Raw genomic sequence first — 19,171 nt, forward strand, 5'->3', positions numbered from 1 at the left:
GATGACGGGCATACGCACCACCTGCGCCTATTGCGGGGTCGGCTGCGGGATCGTCGCCACCCGGCAGGGCGAGCGGGGGGTGACGATCCGGGGCGATGCCGATCACCCCGCCAATGCCGGCCGGCTGTGTTCCAAGGGCACGCATCTGGGCGAGACGACGGGGCTGGAGGGCCGGTTGCTCCACCCGATGATCGGCGACCGGCGCGCGGGGTGGGACAAGGCGCTCGACCTCGTCGCCCGGCGCTTCCGCGAGACGATCGCGGCGCACGGGCCGAACAGCGTCGCCTTCTACGTCTCGGGCCAGTTGCTGACCGAGGATTACTACGTCGCCAACAAGCTGATGAAGGGCTTCATCGGCTCCGGCAACATCGACACCAATTCGCGCCTGTGCATGTCGAGCGCGGTGGCCGGGCATCTGCGCGCGTTCGGCGAGGACGTGGTGCCCGCCAGCTACGACGATCTCGACGCGGCGGACCTGATCGTGCTGGTCGGGTCGAACACGGCGTGGTGCCATCCCGTCGTCTATCAGCGCATCCAGGCGGCGCGCGCGGCGCGCGGCACGAAGCTGGTGGTGATCGACCCGCGCCGCACCGAGACGGCGGAGGAAGCGGACCTCCACCTCGCGATCCGGCCGGGCAGCGACGTGGCGCTGATGAACGGCCTGCTGGCCCACTGCCGGCGCGAGGGGCTGACCGACGACGCCACGCTGGACGTGCCCGACGGGTTCTGGACGGCGCTGGATGCGGACGGCGATCTGTGGACCACCGCGCGCACCTGCGACGTGGCGCCGGCCGACCTCCACCGCTTTTTCGAGCTGTTCGCCGCGACGCCGCGCACGGTCACGTTGTTCAGCCAGGGCATCAACCAGTCGATCCGCGGCACCGATCAGGTCAACGCGATCCTGAACCTGCACCTCGCGACCGGGCGGATCGGCAGGCCCGGCGCCGCGCCCTTCTCGATCACCGGCCAGCCCAATGCGATGGGCGGGCGCGAGGTCGGTGGCCTCGCCTCCACCCTTGCCGCGCACATGGATTTCGCGCCCGACAACGTGGCGCGCGTCGGCCGTTTCTGGGCCGCCCCCCGGATGGCGACGAAGCCGGGGCTGAAGGCGGTCGACCTGTTCCGCGGGGTCGAACAGGGCCGGATCAAGGCGCTGTGGATCATGGCGACCAACCCGGCGGTGTCGATGCCCGATGCCGGCCGCGTGCGCGCGGCGCTGGCCGATTGCCCGTTCGTGGTCGTGTCCGACGTGATGGAGACGACCGATACCGGCCTCCACGCCGATGTCCGCCTGCCCGCCGCCGCCTGGGGCGAGAAGGACGGCACCGTCACCAATTCCGATCGCACCATCTCCCGCCAGCGCGCCGTCCTGCCGCTGCCGGGGGAGGTGAAGCCGGACTGGTGGATCGTGGCGCAGGTCGCCGCCCGGATGGGCTGGGCGGATGCCTTCGCCTATCGCCACGCCGCCGATATCTGGCGCGAACATGCCCGCCTGACCGCCTACCAGAACGACGGTGCGCGCGTGCTGAACCTGAAGGCGCACGCCGCGATCGGCAACGAGGCCTATGACGCGTTGGCGCCGTTCCGCTGGGGGGGCCACCCCTTCGCCGATGGCAAGTTCTCGACGCCGGACGGCCGGGCACGACTGGTGCCGGTGCGCCAGATCGCGCTGGCCGAGCCGCTGCGCGGGTGGCCGATGACGCTCAACACCGGCCGCTACCGCGACCAGTGGCACACGATGACGCGCACCGGCCTCAGCCCCAAACTGGCCCGCCACCGCGAGGAACCGCTGGTCGAGGTCCATCCGGACGATGCCGCGACGCTGGGCCTGACCGATGGCGGCCTCGCCCGCGTCGCCACGCCGCAGGGGGACAGCCTGTTCCGCGTGGCGATCGCCACCGGGCAGCGGCCGGGCGAACTGTTCGTGCCGATCCACTGGACCGACCGGCAATCGACCGGCGGTCGCGCCGGCCTGCTGCCCCGCCCCCTCGCCGATCCGCATTCCGGCCAGCCCGGTTTCAAGAACACGCCCGCCCGGATCGAGCCGGTCGCGCCCGCCTGGCGCGGTTTCCTCGTCACCCGCGATGCGGCGGCGGCGCTGCCCGACTGCCTGTGGGCCACCCGCGTCACCGTACCGGGCGGCGCGCTGTTCGAACTGGCGGGGGACGGCGACCCGGCGACGCTGGAACGCACCCTGCCCAGGGGCGACCGGATCGAGGCGCAGGACCCCGCGAAGGGCACGCGCCGGGTCGCGATCCTGCGCGATGGGCGGGTGGCGGCGGTGCTGTTCGTCACCCGGTCCGGCCTGCTTCCCGCGCGCGACTGGCTGATCGCGCAACTGGATCACGCCACCCCCGGTCCGGCGCTGCTCGCCGGTCGCGCGCCGGGGGCGGTCGTCGACCATGGGCCGATCGTCTGCGCCTGTTTCGATGTCGGGCTGAAGACCATCGTCACCGCGATCGCCGGCCAGCGGCTCGTCAGCGTCGCCGCGATCGGCGAGGCGCTGGGCGCGGGCACCAATTGCGGATCGTGCCGTCCGGCGCTCGCCCGGCTGATCGCCACCACCACCCTGACGGAGACCGCCGATGCCGCATCGCGATAGGATCATGCCGGATATCGATCCCGGCACCGTCTGGCTGGTCGGCGCCGGCCCCGGCGATCCCGACCTGCTCACCCGCAAGGCGGAACGCCTGATCGGCGCGGCGGACATCGTGTTCCACGACGCGCTGGTCGGCCCCGGCATCCTCGATCTGGTGCCCGACCATGTCGAGCGCGTCAGCGTCGGCAAGCGATCGGGCCGGCATTCGAAGGATCAGGGATCGATCAATGACCTGCTGCTCGCCGCCGCGCTCGCCGGGCGGCGGGTGGTGCGGTTGAAGGGGGGCGACCCGTCGGTGTTCGGCCGCTCGACCGAGGAGATGGATCACCTCGCCGCGCACGGCGTGCCGGTCCGCGTCTGCCCCGGCATCACCGCCGCCAGCGCCGCCGCCGCCAGTGCCGCCGTATCGCTGACGCTGCGCGGTCTGGCCCGCAAGCTGACGCTGGTCACCGCCCATGCCCGCGCCGGCGCGCCGCTCGATCTGGACTGGGCGGGACTGGCCAACCCGGATGCCACGCTGGCGGTCTATATGGGCCGCGCCGCCGCGCCGGAGGTGGCACGGGAACTGATCGCGGCGGGCCGCTCACCCGACACGCCGGTGCTGATCGCGGTCAACGTATCGCTGCCGCAGGAACGGATGATCCGGGGCCGGCTGGCTTCGCTCGCCTTCCTCGTCCGCACGATCAGCGACGACGATCCGACCCTGCTGGTGATCGGCGAGGCGGTGGGCCGCGGCGACCGGGCGGAGGATCAGCGCGCGGGCACGGATGCCGCTGCCGGCGCGGACCAGCCGAGCCCCAGCGCCTTGTTGACCGCGATATAGCTCTGCGCCAGCTGCGCCCGCGCCTGCTCGACCGCGATCGCCGCCGACAGTTGCTGGCGCTCGATATCGAGCTGGTCGATCAACGAGGTGGTGCCCGCCCGTACCCGTTGGGCATTCAGCGCCGTCGATCGCCGCGCCGTCGCTTCCACCCGGATCAGCTGGCCCAGTTGCGCGCGCGTGTTGCCGAACCGCGACAACGCGGTTTCCGCATCCTGCAATGCCGCCAGCACCGTGCGGCGATAGGCGGCATCCGATGCGTCGCGATCCGCTTCCGACCCCCGCGTCACCGCGCGGTTGCGCCCGAAATCGAGCAGCGACCAGTTGAGCGACGGCGCCAGCAGCGTCGTCAGGTTGCCGGGATCGAATACGTCGCCGGGGCTGGTACCGCCCAGCCCCAATATGCCCAGGAAACGGATGCCGGGCAGTTCCTTCGCCTTGTTCACGCCCACCGCCGCGGTGTTCGCCGCCAGCGCACGCTCGGCCGCGCGGATGTCGGGCCGGTTGGCGATGATCGCCGCCGGATCGCCGATCGCGACCCGCGCCGGGGGCAACGGCACGGGCACGATCGTACCCAGCGTCGTGTCGAGCGCGCCGGGCACCCGCCCGGTCAGCACCGCCAGCTGGTTCAGATACTCGTCCGCCTGCGCGCCCAGCGGGATCGCATCCGCCTGCGTGCTTTCCAGCTGGTTACGCAGCCGCTCCACATCCAGCAGCGACGCGGTGCCGGCGGCATGACGCTGTCGCGCCAGCGCGACCTGCCGCTCCTGCAACGCCGTTGACGCGCGGTTCAGGCGGATACGCGCCTGCACGTCGCGCAACGCGACATAGGCCTGCGCCACCTGCGCCGACAGCGACACCTGCGCATCCGCCAGATCGGCGACGCGCGCCCCGATCGTGGCGCGCGACCGCTCCACCCCGCGCCGGCCGCCGCCGAACAGGTCGAGTTCCCACGACGCGTTGAAACCGAGATTGTAGAAGTCGAGGCCGCTCGCGCTACCCGAACCGCTTGTGCCACCCGCCCCGCCGTCAGCCGTTCCACCCTCCGCCGCCCCGCTGTCGCCGATGCCGACCCCGGGCAGCGTGGCATGGAGATAGGTGGCGTTGGCGCTGACGGCGGGCAGTTGTGCGGTACGCTGCTGCCTCAGTTGCGCCTGTGCGGCACGGATGCGCGCGGTCGCCTCGTCGATCGTCGGGCTGTGCGCCAGCGCATCGTCGACCAGCGCGGTCAGCGTCGGATCGGCCAGCGCTTCCCACCAGCGGGCAAGACCCGGCGTCGGCGCCAACGCGGCGTCGCGCGCGCGCACGAAAGTGCCGCGCGCCACCGCCTCGCTCGCGATCGCCGGCGGCGCCTTGTAATCGGGGCCGACCGTGCAACCGGCCAGCGCGGCGCAGCAGAGGAGCGGCAGCGCCCGCATCAATGCACCATCGCCGGCGCCGCGTCCTGCGGCAGCGGCCTCAGGAACAGCACCAGCGGCAGCACCGCCAGCGTGCCGGCGCCCATGATCCAGAAGATATCGTTGTACGTCATCACCAGCGCCTGCCCCTGTATCTGCTGGCCGACGACGCGCAGCGCGGTCGGCATCCCGCCGAACTGCTGCGATAGGCCGCCGACGAAGTCCTGCACCGCGACGCCGTTGGCGTTCAGCGACTCCTCGATCCGGCGCGAATGCAGCCACTGCCGCTGGTCCTGCAGGATCGAGATGCCCGCCAGCGCGAAGCTGCCGCCCAGATTGCGCATCGCGTTGAACAGCCCGGATGCGTCGCCGGCATCCTCGGGCGGCACCGATCGCACCACCGCCTGGCTGAGGAACAACATGCCCAGGATCTGCCCGACGCCGCGCATCAGCTGGCTGGCAGTGAAATCGCCGCCGGTCGACGCCATCGTCAGGTTCGCATCCATCATCGCCGACAGGCCCATGATGCCAAGCCCGACGGCGACCGCGATCCGGATGTCCACGCGCCGCAGCAGGAACGGCACGATCGCCATCATGAACAGGCTCGGCAATCCCGACAACAGCACCACCTTGCCCGACTGGAGCGCATTGTACCCCGCGATCGACGACAGGAATTGCGGGATGGCATAGGCGGTGCCGTATAGCACCACGCCCAGCACCACGCCCATCAGCGCCACCGATCCGAACTGGCGGTCGAGCAGCAGCTTCAGCTTGATGATCGGCCGCCGCGCGGTCGCCTGCCCCCAGAACAGCAGGACGAACCCGACCAGCATCACCCCGAACATCGTCCGGATCAGACTGGAATCGAACCATTGTTCGCGCTGGCCATCCTCCAGGAACACGGTCAGCCCGCCCAGCCCCAGCGCCAGCCCGGCAATCCCCTTCCAGTCCGCCTGGCCGAACAGGTGCAGCTTGGCCTTTTCATGTGGCAGGCCGAGCAGCAGCAGCGTGACGAGGATCCCGCAGATCGGCACGTTGATGAAGAAGGCATAATGCCAGCTGACATTCTCGGTCAGCCAGCCGCCGATCAGCGGCCCCAGCACCGGCCCCAGGATCGCGGTCGCGCCGAACGCGGCGATGCCGATCGGCTGTTGCGCGCGCGGCAGCCGCTGCGCGATGATAACCTGCGCGGTCGGGATCATCGCGCCGCCGGTGAAACCCTGTCCCACCCGCCCGAACACCATCATGCCCAGGCTGGTCGACAGGCCGCACATCACCGAAAAGGCGGTAAACAGCCCCGCCGCGATCAGCAGGAAGGTGCGCAGCCCCAGCATCCGCTCCAGCCACGCGGCCATCGGGATGATGATGATCTCCGACACCAGATAGGCGGTGGCGATCCACGTCCCCTCGGTACCGCTGGCGCCGATCTCGCCCTGGATCGTCGGCAGCGACGAATTGACGATCGAGATGTCGAGCGTCGCCATGAACGCGCCCAGCGTCCCGGCCGCCACCGCCAGCCATGCGGAGGCATCGGCACGCTCGGCCCCCTTTCGCGGCGGGGTAGCGGCGGCGGCGGTCGCCACCTCAGCGTTCCCCGCGATCGGCCTGCCGCTGCTGGTCGCGGATGCGGTCCAGTTCGCCCTTCGCCCCGATCGTGTCGACCGTGACCACCACCGACAGCCCCGGCACCAGCAGCCGCCGCGCCGCCGGCGTCGCCTCGATCGAGATGCGGACCGGTACGCGCTGCGTGATCTTGGTGAAGTTGCCGGTGGCGTTCTGCGGCGGCAGCAACGAGAATTGCGCCCCCGTGCCCGGCGACACGCTTTCCACCCGGCCCTTCAGCTCCACGCCGTCCAGCGCATCGACATCGATCGTCACCGGCTGGCCGGGACGCATCAGCGCCAGCTGCGTCTCCTTGAAATTGGCGGTGATGTAGAGCCGGTCGAGCGGCACGATCGACATCAGCCGCGTCCCCGCCTGGACATATTGACCGACTGTCACGGTCTTGTCGCCGATCCGCCCGGCGCTGGCGGCGCGGATCAACGTGGCGCCGACATCGACATTGGCGGATTCGAGTTGTGCCCGCGCCGCCCGCCCCTGCGCCGCGCCCTGTCGCTCCTGCGACCGGAACGAGGCGACGCGGCGTTCCTGCATGGTCACCGCCGCGGTCTGCGCCCGGACATTGTCGGCGGATTGCCGCGCGGTCGCCTCCAGTTGCGCCAGTTGCGCGCGCGGCTCCGCGCCGGAGGCGGCAAGCGGGCGATAGCGCGCCACCTCGCCCGCATCATAGGCGGCTTTCGCGCGGGCGGCGGCGAGTTGCGCGCGGGCCTGGTCGATCGTCGCATATTGCTCGGCGATCTGCGCCCGCGCATTATCCGCCTGCGCCGCCGCCACCGCGATCTGCGCCTCGGCCTGCGAGGCCTGCGCCCGCACATCGCGCGGATCGATCCGGACCAGCGGCTGGTTCGCCCGCACGTCCTGATTGTCCCCGACGAACACGTCGGCGACATAGCCCGCGACGCGCGGCGACACCGTCACCATGTCGGCCTCGACCTGTGCGTCGTTGGTTTCCTGCAAATATTTGCCGCGCGTCTCGTGACGGACGTACCAGACGATCCCCGCCGCGATCACGGCGAGCGCCAGCAGGATCAGGATGATCTTCGCGCGGGGACTCAGACCCTTCTTCGCCTTGCCGCCGGCGGCGTCGGGCGTATCGGCGGCATCGTCGCGCCCTGCGGTGTCTTCGTCCTGATCCACGATCCGCCTCGTCGTTCATCCGGCCGGGCCGGATGCAAGTGTCGACGGCCCGATAATCCAGACCGATGAAACGGACAAGCTGTCCGGTTAGATAGTTCAATGAGGGGCGGGACGTATGCCGTCGAGGACGATGTCCAGCGCCTCGTTCAATCGTCGCATCGCCGCCGCCTCAGTATGCGGGTCGTAGAACAGACCCCCGACCATCTGTAGCGCCAGCCCGAGCCGGGCACCGTCGACATCGTCACGCACCTCGCCGTTGGCACGGGCGCGGCGCGCCAGCGGATCGAGCGCACCGGCCAGCCGCGTGCCCAGTGCCTCCAGCGCGGCCATGTTCGCGGGATCGGCGACCAGTTCGGTCGCGATCCGGGCGAACAATGCCGTACCGCGCGCCCCGCCCAGCGCGAGATCGACCAACGTCTGGCGAAAAGGCCGATCGCCCGCCACGATCTCGTCGACCCGGTCGATCTCGCGCTCGAAGATCGCAATCGCCAGCGCCTCACGGTCCCTGAAGTTGCGGTACAGCGTGCCGCGCCCCACCCCGGCCCGGGCCGCCACCTCTTCCAGCGGTACGCTGTAACCGCGTTCGGCGAAGCTTGCCGCCGCCGCCGTAATCAACGCGTCGCGTCGTATCCGGGCATCACGCCGCATCCCCGCATCGCCCCTTTATGCGCCGGTCCGCCGTCCCGTCACACGCTCGCCTCGATCGCTTCCAGCGACCGCCGCTTGGTTTCGGGGAAGCAGAGGAAGACGACGACGAACTGCACCGCCATCATCACCGCGAACACGACGAACGGGCCACCCCGCGTCTGTGCCGCCACCAGCGGAAACGCCATCGCGATGATCGCATCCATGAACCAGTGAGTCGACGAACCCAGGCTCTGACCGCGTGCGCGCACGTCGGTGGGGAAAATCTCGCTGATATAGACCCAGATGACCGCGCCCTGGCTGAACGCGAAGAAGGCGATGAAGCCGATCAGCAGCCACAGCAGATATTGCTCGCCCTGCCCGCTCAGGAACACCGCCGCCGTCCCGCCCAGCGTCACGGTGAGGCCGACCGACCCGATCAGCAGCAGCGTCCGCCGCCCCAGCCGGTCGATCACCAGCAGCGCCAGCGCGGTGAACGCGAAGTTGCACAGGCCGATCACCACCGCCTGCCGGTCCGCGGATACGGCGTCGTATCCGGCGGCGGCGAAGATGTCGTTGAGGTAATAGAGGATCGCGTTGATCCCCGACAGCTGGTTGAACGCCGCGATGCCGAAGGCCAGCAGCATGGGCTTGCGATGGCGCGACCAGGACAGGCGCGGCGACGGCGCGGACCGGTCGGCACGGACATAGCCCGCCAGTTCCTTCTCGGGATCGGCGACGCCGAACCGGGCCAGGACACCCGCCGCCTCGGCCATGCGCCCCCTGGCGGCGAGCCAGCGCGGGCTGTCCGGAATGGTGAACATCATCGCCAGCAGCAGCAGCGCCGGCAGCGCGGTGACGCCCAGCTTCACCTGCCAGTCGATCGCCCCCAGCGCGAAGCCGGTGATGATCGCATTGCTGAGATAGGCGACCAGAATACCCGCGACGATGTTCAGCTGGAACGTGCCGACCATCAGGCCGCGGCGGTTGGCCGGCGCGATTTCCGCCAGATAGACCGGCGCCAGCACCGACGACGCGCCGACCGCCAGGCCGGCCATGACGCGAAAGGCGATGAGCGCGGGCCAGCTCCACGCGAACAGGCAGCCGATCCCCGACAGGCAATAGAGGATGGCGATCGCCTTCAGCGCGTTCCTCGCCCCGTAACGGTCACCGGGCTTGCCCGCGAGCAGCGCCCCCGCCAGCGTGCCCCACAGCGCCGCGGACACCGTGATGCCGACACCCGTGGCATCGAGGTCGAACGCGGTACGGATACCCTCGGTGGTGCCGGCGATGACGGCGGTGTCGAACCCGAACAGCAGACCGGACAGGCCACCGACCAGCACCCCCCTCAGCAACGTCGTCGTCAATGGCCGATCCTCGATAGATGAAGCGCACGCCCACCCGGAACAGGCGGCCGACCGATTCGACGTCCGCGACCCCGGTCAGGCCATTCGACTGATAGGGAGCAATCGGCGTGTTGAACACGGTCGCGACCGCCACGATGCCGTCTTGCCGGGCCCGTGGCGATGGCCCTAGTCTCGGCACGACAACGGCGGGGATGGTGACGAATGAGATATGCGGCATCCTTCGTCCTCTCGCTGCTCGTGGCCGGTCCCGTCGTCGCGCAGGAACCGGTCGCCAATCCCAGCCTGACCGCCACCGCCGGTGGTATCCGCGACGCCGCGCATGGCCGCGACATCGCGCTCCACCGTTTCGACGTGGCGATGCGCCTCCACGGGGCGGTGGCCGAGGGCACCGTCACTGCGGAATTCGCCAACGACGGCCACGAGGTGCTGGAAGGCGATTTCCGGTTCACGCTGCCGCAGGACGCGATCGTCACCGGCTATGCGCTCGATGTCGGCGACCAGCTGGTCGATGGCGTGCTGGTCGATCAGCCCCGGGCAAAGGCGGTGTATGAGGCGCAGGTCCGCCGCGGTGTCGATCCCGGACTGGCCGAGGTGGCGGCCGATGGCGGGTTCCGGACGCGCGTGTTCCCGATCCTGCCGGGCGGGCGGCGGACGATCCGGTTGCGCTTCACGGTGCCGATCGGGGTGGAAGGACTCCGCCTGCCGCTACGGCTCGCCGCGCCGCGCGCCGGCTGGGGGATGACGGTGACGGCCGACGGGATGGCGACCGCACCGACGCTGCTGATGCCGGACGGGCAGACCGGGCGTTGGCAGGATGACGGCCAGAACAACGGGCAGCGTGACGGGCAGAGCGCCACCGCGAGCGGCAAGGCCGCACTGAACGGCGCGATCGTGATCGGTCCGGTCACCACACCCGACACGATCGCCAGCCGCCATCGCAGCGGTGAGCGGTTCGTCCAGCTGACCGGGGCGTTGCCCCCCGCGATGACGGCACCGGACGCCGCGCAGGGCGGCACGCTGCGTATCTATTGGGACCGGTCGCGTTCGCGGCTGGCCGACCGCCACGAAGCCGAATTCGCCCTCCTGCGTCGCACGGTCGCGGCGATCCGGCCGCAGCGGATCGAGATCGTCACCTTCGCCAGCGACGGCGCCACCCGCCAGACCGCGGCGACGCCGGAAGCGGCGATCGAGCTGCTCCGCGGCGTCCGCTATCGCGGGGCGACCAGCTTCGCCGCGGTTGCCGGCGACGGGGCGGCGGATCGCTGCCTGTTATTCTCCAATGGGCGGGTCACGATCGATCGGGCCAGCACTTTCGCGCCGCGATGCCGGGTGGATGCGATCACCACCTCACCCGCAGCGGATATGGGCTGGTTGCGGCATCTGGCCGCCGGGCTGGGCGGACAGGCCCATGCGCTGGGCGAGGATGGCGACCGGGTCGCCGCCGCGCTCGCCACCGCTGTCCCCGGCATCGTCGCGGTGATGGACGGGGACGGACGCCGCTTGCCCTTCGCGACGATCCCGGCGGCGGCCGGGCGCTGGCGCGTCGTCGCCCAGGCCCCGGCCCTGGGACGCGTCACGGTGCGCGTCGGCGGCATCGATATCACCCGTACCGTGGAAGAGGCCACACCGTTCGATGGCGACGCGGCGCTGGTCGCGACCGATCTGCTCGCCACGCTGGGCGCCAACGACCAGCGCGCCGAATTCGTCGCGACCAGCCGCCGTTACGGCGTGGCAAGCCCCAGCCTGTCGTTCATCGTGCTGGAGACGCCGAACGATTATCTGACCGCCGATATCGCACCGCCCGCCAACTATCCCGCCGAACGGCTGGCCGTTTATCTGGATGGTCGCAAGGCGATGGACGGTGCGCGGGCCGATGCCCAGCGTGAACGCCTGCGCGAGGTGACGGCGGCGTGGACCACGCAGGTGGCATGGTGGCGCCAGCGCTTCGATCCGGCGGCGGCGGCAAAGACGGCACGCCGGCGCGGGGGGCCAGTACCTCCCACCGTCGCGGTGCCGGTGGCCGCGCCCGCTCCCGCCGCGCCGCCCGCGCCACCGCCGCCGCCGCCGCCGCCACCGCCCGCCCCATTGCCGGCGGGGGCCGCAGCCGAAGGGCGCGACATCGTCGTCAGCGGCGCGCGTGTCTCCTCGTGGGGATCGGCGCCGGCGGTGACGATCGGGGCGTGGCAGCCCGACCGCGATTATCTGCGCGCCTTCGACGCCGCACCCGCCCGGTTCGACGAACGCTTCGCGGAGGCGGAGCGGCAGGCGGGTGGTGTGCCCGCCTTCTATCTCGACACCGCCGAATGGCTGCGGCGCCACGACCGGACGGCGGATGCGGTGCAGACGGTGCTGTCCGCGCTCGACCTGCCATCGGCGAACGCGACGACGCTGGGGATCGTGGCCGACCGGCTGGAGCGTTATGGCGCGATCGACCGCGCGATCGAGCTGCGCGAACGGCAGGCGACGCTGGAACCGGACCGGCCGCAGCCGCGCCGGCTGCTCGCCCTGGCACTGGCTGCACGCGCGGCGCTGCGCCCGGTCAACGCCCGCGGCGATCTGACCCGCGCGGTGGCGCTGCTGCGCGAGGTCGCGGTCGGTCCGCTCGATCAGCGCTGGGCCGGGATCGACCTGATCGCGCTGATGGAGGCGAACGCGCTGGTGCCGCGGCTGAAACGGCTGGGCGGCACCAGCCCGCTCGATCCCGCGCTCACCGCGTTGCTGGATACCGACGTGCGCGTCGTGGTCGACTGGACCACCGATGCCACCGATCTCGACCTGTGGGTCGACGAGCCGGGCGGCGAGCGCGCGATCTACAGCCATCCCCGCACCGCGATCGGCGGTCACCTGTCGAACGACATGACCGCCGGCTATGGCCCGGAGGAGTATTTCGTGCGGCGGGCCCCCATGGGCGACTATGTGGTGCGCGCCAATGTCTATGCCGCCGACCGGCTCGACCCCAACGGCCTGTCGCTGCTGACCGCGCACCTGTTCCGCGACTTCGGCCGTCCGACCCAGCGCGTCGAGGCGGTCGACATCGAACTGCGGCGCGACGAGCGGGGCGAGAAGTTGATCGGCCGCATCGCCATGCCGCGCCCGAAATAGGGGCATGCCGGACGGGCGGCGGGATCAGCCATAGGCGTCCACGTCCAGACGGCCCGCCGCCCGCAGCATCCGCGCCTGCGCGACGAGCACGTCGGCACGCGCGGATGCGACCGCCAGCTGCGCGCCCCGGAAACTCTGGTCGGCGACGAGGATGTCGATCGTCGACCGCAGCCCGAACCCATATTCGGCGCGCACGCCCTTCAGCGCCACGTCGGCCGCGGCAAGGCCGGTGGCGGTCGCGTCCAGACGCGCACGGGCGGCGCCCAGGACGGCCCAGGCGGCGTCTACCGCGCGCACCGCCTCACGCATCGCGGCATCGACCTGGAACCGTTCGGCGCGATTGACCGCCTCCGCCTGGCGGACGCGCGAGGGCACCAGACCGCCGGTCAGCAGCGGCAGGCGCAGCGACAGGCCGACCGATGCCGCGCTGTCGTAAGTCCGCATGTCGCCGGCCGACAGGCGGGCACCGCGCCCATAGCTGCCAGCCATATCGACCGACGGCGCACGCTCGGCGCGGGCCTGATCGATCCGGGCGACCGACCCGGCCACCGCACGGCGTTGCCGGAGCAGCAGCGGATTGGCCGCCTCCGCCGCGCGCCGCGCCTGTTCGCGATCGGCCGGCAAGGCGGCGGGCATGATCGCCTCCGCCGACAGCGCGCCCGCATCCTGCCCCACCGCGGCACGATAGGCCGCCGCCGCGGTCGCCAGCGCCCCTTCGGCATCGGCGAGATTGGCGACGACCGTCGCGCGCTGCGCCTCCAGCTGCGCCACGTCGGTGCGCGTCGCCTGCCCCAGCGTGAATCGGGACCGCGCCTCCGCCACCTGCGCATCCAATCGCTCGATGCCGACGCGCGCCACCTCCACCGCCTGCTGGTTGTAGAGGAGGTCGGCATAGGCGGTGACGACCCCCTCCAGGATCGCGGCCTCGACATCGCGCAGTTCCTCCGCCCCGGCCGCGACATCCTCCCCGGCGGCGCGCACCGCGGCGGGGACGCGCCCACCGGTCCAGATCGGCAGCGCCGCACTGACCGAGGCGGACCCCGCGCGGCCATAGCCGAGTCGATCATAGCCCGCGCCCGCGTCGGCGGACAGGGTCGGACGCCCCAGCGCGCGGGCCTGTTCGGGCGTCTCCGCCAACGCCTCCTGCCGGGCGCGTGCCGCCGCCAGCTGCGGATTGGTGGCATAGGCGGCCATGATCGCCTCGCGCAGGGTTTCCGCCGGGGCGGGCATCGCGAGGCACAGCCCCGCGGCGGCGGCGATCCACCTATTCATGCCGCAGCGCCCAGGCGGGTGCGGCGCGGCTGGCGCGCAGCGACTGGCCGAGCACGGTCAGCACCGCGATCACGGTGGCGAGCAGGCTGGCGCCGATGAAGTAGAGCGGCGACAGCGCGATCCGGTCGTCGAACCCCGCCAGCCATGTCCGCATCGCCACGAACGCCAGCGGCCAGGCGACGAGGTTGGCGATCAGCACCGGGCGCAGGAACTGCCCGACCAGCAGTTTCACGATATCCGCCGACGAAGCGCCCAGCGTCTTGCGGATGCCGATCTCCTTGATCCGCCGCGCGGTGTTGAACGAGGCGAGCCCCCACAGACCCACACAGCCGATCATCACGGCAAGACCGGCGCCGATCCCGAACAGCCGCGTCGCACGTTCGTCCGCCTCGTAGAACGTCGCCAGCGCCTGGACGCCGGTTTTGGCGTTGAACGGGATCAGGGGCCCCATCCGCTGCCACAGCGTCTTGGCCGCCGCCACGACCGTCTGCGTTTCGCCGGTGAAGCGCAGCGTGATGATCGGATAGGGCGCAACGTCGCCATGATAGACATAGTAGGTGGGGTCGTCCGGCAGGCGCGGCGAATAGAAACGCAGCTGGTCGACGACCCCGATGATCGTGCGCTTGGTTCCCCCGCCGACCGTCTTGCCCACCGCATCCTGTGGCGAGGCATAGCCGAGCTTGGCGACCGCGAGGCGGTTGATGACGATGTTGCGGGTACCTCCCTTCGAAAGCATACTCGTATCGTCGGCCGGATGCGCGTCATCGAAGAGGCGACCGGCGATCAGTCGCGCGCCATAGGTCCGGAAGAAGTCTCGACCGACCTCAATCGAGCGCAGCGACGGCCCTGGCTTTGGCTTGCCCGGCACGTCGACGTTATCGAAATTGTTGGAGCCGTTGTTCCCGACCGCGCTGTTCGCGGTGGTTACGGCCCCGACCCCCGGCAGCCGCCGCAACGCGTCGAGCATCGCCCGGCGACGCCCGGTATCGAGGCTGTCGTCGCTCAAACCGTTCAGCACCAGCAAACCGTCGCGCCGGAAACCGAGATCGGTGCTGCGCACGTGCCGGGTCTGCGCGACGAGCACCAGCGTGCCGACGATGAAGGCGATCGCCAGGGCGAACTGAAAGACGACCAGCGCCTTGCGCACCCGCGCCCCCGCCTGCCCGCCGCCCGGCGAACGCGCCGACGACAGCACCTGGCTTGCCGGCGACCGGGCGAGCAACAGCGCCGGATAGAAGCCGGCAAGCATCCCGACGACGACCGTCAGCACCACCAGCAGCGGCACGACCAGCCGGTAGGGGATATCCAGCGCCAGCCCGCCGGCCGCGTTGATCAGCGGCAATCCCAGTTCGGTCAGGGCAAGCCCCGCGACGGCCGCGATCGCCACCGTCACCATCGCCTCGCCGAGGAACTGGCGCACCAGCATGCCCCAATCGGCGCCCAGCACCTTGCGCATCGCCACCTCCCGCGCGCGGAGGCCAGCCCGGGCGGTAGCCAGATTGACGTAATTGACGATGGCGATGAGCAGCGTCAGCATCCCGACCGTGCCGAGCGTGACGATGGTCAGCTTCTTGGCAGCACTGGCCTTGCCTTCCGGTTCCAGATGCGCCCGCACGATCGGCAGCAAGGCCAGACCGATCTGGTTGGCGACATCGGGACCCATATCGGTAGCACCGCGCCGCCGGACGAAGGCGGGCATCCGCTGCTCGAAGGCCCTGGCGTCCGCGGGATTATCGAACCGCAGATAGGTGAACAGCGACGTCGAGCCCCAACGATACCACCAGTCGCTGGCATCCCGCCCCTGCCGCGCCACGATCGAGAATTTCAGATCGGTGTTGCGCGGCAGATCCTCGAAGACGCCGGTCACCCGGTACCGGCCGGGTTTTTCGAACGCGAGCGTCATGGTCCGGCCGATCGGGTTCCCCTCGCCAAAATAGCGGCGCGCCGCCGAACGGCTGATGATGATCGATGCCGGATCGGCCAACGCGGTCGCCTTGTCGCCGGCGATCATCGGCAGGTCGAACACCTTGAAGAAATCCGCATCGACGCGGGCCACGTCCTCCGTCGTCGCGCTGCTATCGCGGATCACCGTGCCGCTCGCCTCACCACCGTTGATGCGCGTGCCGACCAGGCTTGGAAAGTCTTCCTTCAACTGCTCCAGCAGGCCACCCATCGTGTTCGGATACTTGCCGACAAAGGGACTATCGATGGCCTTCCAGTCCGTCTGCACCAGATAGATGCCGTCGTGGCGCAGCAGCCATTTTTCGAAACTCGTCTCGAAGCGGACATAGAGGCCGAGGATGAGGAACACCGCGATCCCCACCGCCAATCCGCCGATGTTGAGCGCGGCGTAGAGCTTGTGGCGGGTCAGCGAGCGGTAGAGCGACAGGAAGGCGAAGTGGTTCATCGCGGATGGTCCGTACCGGAGGAAAGTGGTCGTCAGCCGCAGCGGACGATGGCGGAGCCGCTCTTGTGGACATCGCACCGCGCGCCGCCGGTCACGCGCACGGTGCCCGAACCGCCCGCCTCGATCGTGGCCGCCCGCGATGCCGCGGCGACGATCGATCCCGATCCGCCCATGTCGATGGCGACCATCGGCGTCGCCAGCGCCTGCGCATCGACCCGGCCCGACCCGCCGAGATCGATGTCGACCGCATCGGTCCGGCCGTCCGCGACGATCGACCCCGATCCGCCCAGATCCAGCCGTACCGACGCCGCCGTCAGCCCGGTCAGCGTCATGCTGCCCGATCCGGCGAGTTCACCGACGAAGCCGGGGCCGGTGACGCCATCGGCCCGCAGGCTGCCCGAACCGGACAGCGAGGCCGCGCGCAGCACCGGCATTGTCACGGTGACGGTGGCACCCCGGTCGCGATACCGCCCCGGGATGCGGTCCACGCGCAGCATGCCGTCGCGGACCGTGATCGCCAGCGCGGCGACGGCACGCGGGTCGCCGGCCGCGGTCACGGCGAAGCGGTCGGCGACCACGATCACCACCCGGTCGGACGAGGCGAGATCGACCTTTTCGAAACCGGCGACATCGAAACGCCGTTGCGCCTCGCCCGCCGCCGGTGTGGCCGGTCCGGCGATGGCGGCACGTTCCACCGCGATGACGCAGCCGGAAAGGGCGATGCAGGTCGCGGCGATGGCGGCGATGGCGAAAGGACGGGTCATGTCGGTTTTTCCTTTGTCGGGAGGATCAGATCGCGCGCATCGCGCTGGCGACGATGCGGCCGTCGAGCATGTCGATCCGGCGCTTCGCCATGTCGGCGTGGCTGGGGGAGTGGGTGACCATGACGATCGTCGCCCCTTCGTCGTTCAGGCCGGTCAGGATGCTCATCACCTGCTCGCCATTCGCGGTATCGAGGTTGCCGGTCGGCTCGTCCGCGAGGATCAGTTTCGGATCGCCGACGATCGCGCGGGCGATGGCGGCGCGCTGTTGCTGGCCGCCCGACAGCTGATGGGGGTAGTGGCGCGCGCGGTGGGCGATGCCCACCTTGTCCATCGCCGCAGCCACCCGGTTTCGTCGCCCCCCGGCATCCTTGCGATAGGCGAGGCCGAGCGCGACATTCTCCTCGATCGTCAGTTCGTCGATCAGGTTGAAGCTCTGGAACACGAAGCCCAGCGTCGCGCCCCGGAACTTCGCCAGCGCCTTTTCCTCCAGCGCGGCGAGATCCAGGTCGCCGAACAGGTATCGCCCCCCGGTCGGCCGGTCGACCGTTCCCAGCATGTTGAGCAGCGTCGATTTGCCGCAGCCCGACGGCCCCATGATGGCGAGGAACTCACCCGCCGCCACGGTGAGGTCGATGTCGTGAAGCGCGGTCGTCTCCACCTCGTCGGAGACATAGCGGCGCTGGATATTCTCAAGACGGATCATGGTGATGCCCTTCAGCGGAGGTTGAGGATGTCGCCCTTCACGGACGCGGTGCTGCTGGTGACGATGCGGTCGCCGGGTTTCAGGCCCGACAGGATCTCGACCTGTTCGGGGTTGCGCCGACCGGTCTTCACCGCGTGCCGCCGGGCATGGGCGCCATCGGCGTCGAGGACGAAGACCGACGTACCGCTCCCCGCCTCCAGCCAGCCGCCGACCGGCGCGACCAGCGCGGGCGCGGTGCTGCCCAGCGTGATACGGATGTCCAGGGTCTGCCCCCGGTTCAGGCCGGCGGGGGCGGCCCGGCCGAAGGTCAGTTCAACGCGGAAACGCCCGTCCTTCACCGCCGGCAATACCCTGGATACGACAAGGCGCGCGTCACCGGCGCTCGCCGGCTGCCCGACACGGACGCGGCCGAGGAAATACTCGTCGACATCCGCCTCCAGCTTCCACGATCCTTCGCTGTCGACCTGACCGGCGGGATCGCCCGGCTTCAGCGTCTGGCCGGGCTGGATGATGAAGTTGGTCAGCCGGCCACCGGCCGGGGCGCGGATCACCAGTGCGTCGAGGCCGGAGCGGACCGCCGACAGGTTGCTCTCCAGCCGCTCGCGCGTGTCGTTCAGCCGCGACCCTTGCGTCGCGGTGATCCGCGCCTCCGCCGCACCACCCGACCGCAGCTGGGCGAGGCGCTTCTCCTGATAGGCGGTCTCCTCGGCAAAGCTTTTGACGCCGGCATCGGAGACGAAGCCACGGTCGTGCAGCTGCTGGCGGATGTCCAGTTCGCGCCGCGCCTTGATGAGATCGTAATTCGCCTGCGCGATCTGTGCGGATCGGTCTAGCCGGTTGCGTTCGATCCCCAGGCTTTCCCCCGCGACGCCGCCCAGTTGGCTGGCGATCTGCGCCTCGCGGGTCAGCACCTCCAGTTTCAGCGTCGGGTTGGCCAGCGTGGCGAGCGGCTGGCCCGCCGTCACCATCGCGCCGTCCTGCACCAGCAATCGTTCGACCTGCCCGCCCGACAGCACCCCCACCAGCGTCGTCACCCCCGGTGCCACCGTCGCGCGGACCGGCAGGTAATCGGCGAACGCCGCCCGTTCGACGATGCCGGTTTCCAGATCGGCGGCGGCGACATCGGTCGATCCGCTGGCCGGCAGCAGCCGCCAGGCCAGCACCGCCGCGATGACCGCCAGCGCCACCAGCACCGTGGTCCGGCGGCGCCACCACGGCGTCGGCGGGCGCTCGATCCGGCGATCCATCGTGGCCCCGGGAGAAGCGGTTGCGTGTACGGGCTGTTCGGTCATCATGCGGACAGTGTCGCCCGGAACAATCGAAAAGCCTAAACCAGCATGAACGAACGATTTTTACCCA

13 protein-coding genes are annotated in these 19,171 nt (G+C 70.5%); 3 read left to right on the top strand and 10 right to left on the bottom strand.

Annotated elements, in window-relative coordinates; genetic code table 11:
- Nucleotide 1 precedes the first annotated feature (1 nt).
- Complete coding sequence (locus IFT82_RS10100; RefSeq protein WP_192126283.1) at nt 2–2,602, top strand: nitrate reductase; 2,601 nt, start codon at nt 2–4, stop codon at nt 2,600–2,602.
- The gene (gene cobA / locus IFT82_RS10105) at nt 2,586–3,422 is read left to right on the top strand and encodes a uroporphyrinogen-III C-methyltransferase (protein ID WP_192126285.1); all 837 of its coding nucleotides are present in this window, start codon (nt 2,586–2,588) and stop codon (nt 3,420–3,422) included. The genes IFT82_RS10100 and cobA overlap by 17 nt, the downstream gene beginning before the upstream one ends.
- Here cobA and IFT82_RS10110 read toward each other — a convergent pair.
- The 5 genes from IFT82_RS10110 to IFT82_RS10130 all read right to left on the bottom strand — a co-directional run bounded on the left by IFT82_RS10110 (nt 3,350) and on the right by IFT82_RS10130 (nt 9,564).
- On the bottom strand, nt 3,350–4,837 hold the full coding sequence (locus IFT82_RS10110; protein ID WP_192126287.1) for an efflux transporter outer membrane subunit: 1,488 nt from the start codon (nt 4,835–4,837) through the stop codon (nt 3,350–3,352). The genes cobA and IFT82_RS10110 overlap by 73 nt on opposite strands.
- Nucleotides 4,837–6,399 carry a DHA2 family efflux MFS transporter permease subunit gene (locus IFT82_RS10115; RefSeq protein WP_192126289.1) on the bottom strand — a complete coding sequence of 521 codons (1,563 nt, stop codon included), beginning with the start codon at nt 6,397–6,399 and terminating at the stop codon, nt 4,837–4,839. Before IFT82_RS10115 ends, IFT82_RS10110 begins: the two co-directional genes overlap by 1 nt.
- A gap of 1 nt (nt 6,400) precedes the next feature.
- Nucleotides 6,401–7,576, bottom strand: coding sequence for an HlyD family secretion protein (locus tag IFT82_RS10120; RefSeq protein ID WP_446740959.1), 1,176 nt, complete (start codon nt 7,574–7,576; stop codon nt 6,401–6,403).
- Nucleotides 7,577–7,669: 93 nt separating this feature from the next.
- A complete protein-coding gene (locus IFT82_RS10125) occupies nt 7,670–8,221 on the bottom strand; it encodes a TetR/AcrR family transcriptional regulator (protein ID WP_192126294.1) in 552 nt (183 codons plus the stop codon).
- 38 nt (nt 8,222–8,259) lie between these two features.
- Nucleotides 8,260–9,564, bottom strand: a complete 1,305-nt coding sequence (locus IFT82_RS10130; RefSeq protein WP_199860424.1) for a sugar porter family MFS transporter — start codon at nt 9,562–9,564, stop codon at nt 8,260–8,262.
- Between the two features lie 201 nt (nt 9,565–9,765).
- Here IFT82_RS10130 and IFT82_RS10135 point away from each other — a divergent pair, with 201 nt between their 5' ends.
- The gene (locus IFT82_RS10135) at nt 9,766–12,666 is read left to right on the top strand and encodes a VIT domain-containing protein (protein WP_192126296.1); all 2,901 of its coding nucleotides are present in this window, start codon (nt 9,766–9,768) and stop codon (nt 12,664–12,666) included.
- A gap of 24 nt (nt 12,667–12,690) precedes the next feature.
- On the opposite strand, the gene IFT82_RS10140 is transcribed toward IFT82_RS10135, so the two are convergent.
- From IFT82_RS10140 to IFT82_RS10160, 5 genes are read right to left on the bottom strand one after another with little or no spacing between them, the layout of a single operon-like run.
- Complete coding sequence (locus IFT82_RS10140; RefSeq protein WP_192126297.1) at nt 12,691–13,938, bottom strand: TolC family outer membrane protein; 1,248 nt, start codon at nt 13,936–13,938, stop codon at nt 12,691–12,693.
- On the bottom strand, nt 13,931–16,345 hold the full coding sequence (locus IFT82_RS10145; protein WP_192126299.1) for an ABC transporter permease: 2,415 nt from the start codon (nt 16,343–16,345) through the stop codon (nt 13,931–13,933). Before IFT82_RS10145 ends, IFT82_RS10140 begins: the two co-directional genes overlap by 8 nt.
- Nucleotides 16,346–16,377: 32 nt before the next feature.
- Nucleotides 16,378–17,109, bottom strand: a complete 732-nt coding sequence (locus IFT82_RS10150) for a head GIN domain-containing protein (RefSeq protein ID WP_192126301.1) — start codon at nt 17,107–17,109, stop codon at nt 16,378–16,380.
- Nucleotides 17,110–17,134: 25 nt separating this feature from the next.
- The gene (locus IFT82_RS10155; protein WP_192126303.1) at nt 17,135–17,812 is read right to left on the bottom strand and encodes an ABC transporter ATP-binding protein; all 678 of its coding nucleotides are present in this window, start codon (nt 17,810–17,812) and stop codon (nt 17,135–17,137) included.
- 11 nt (nt 17,813–17,823) lie between these two features.
- Nucleotides 17,824–19,059: an efflux RND transporter periplasmic adaptor subunit gene (locus IFT82_RS10160; protein ID WP_192126305.1), complete on the bottom strand. Its 1,236-nt coding sequence runs from the start codon at nt 19,057–19,059 to the stop codon at nt 17,824–17,826.
- Between the last annotated feature and the right edge of the window lie 112 nt (nt 19,060–19,171).

Origin of the sequence: Sphingomonas sp. CFBP 8760, assembly GCF_014841615.1 — a bacterium.
Classification (GTDB): domain Bacteria; phylum Pseudomonadota; class Alphaproteobacteria; order Sphingomonadales; family Sphingomonadaceae; genus Sphingomonas.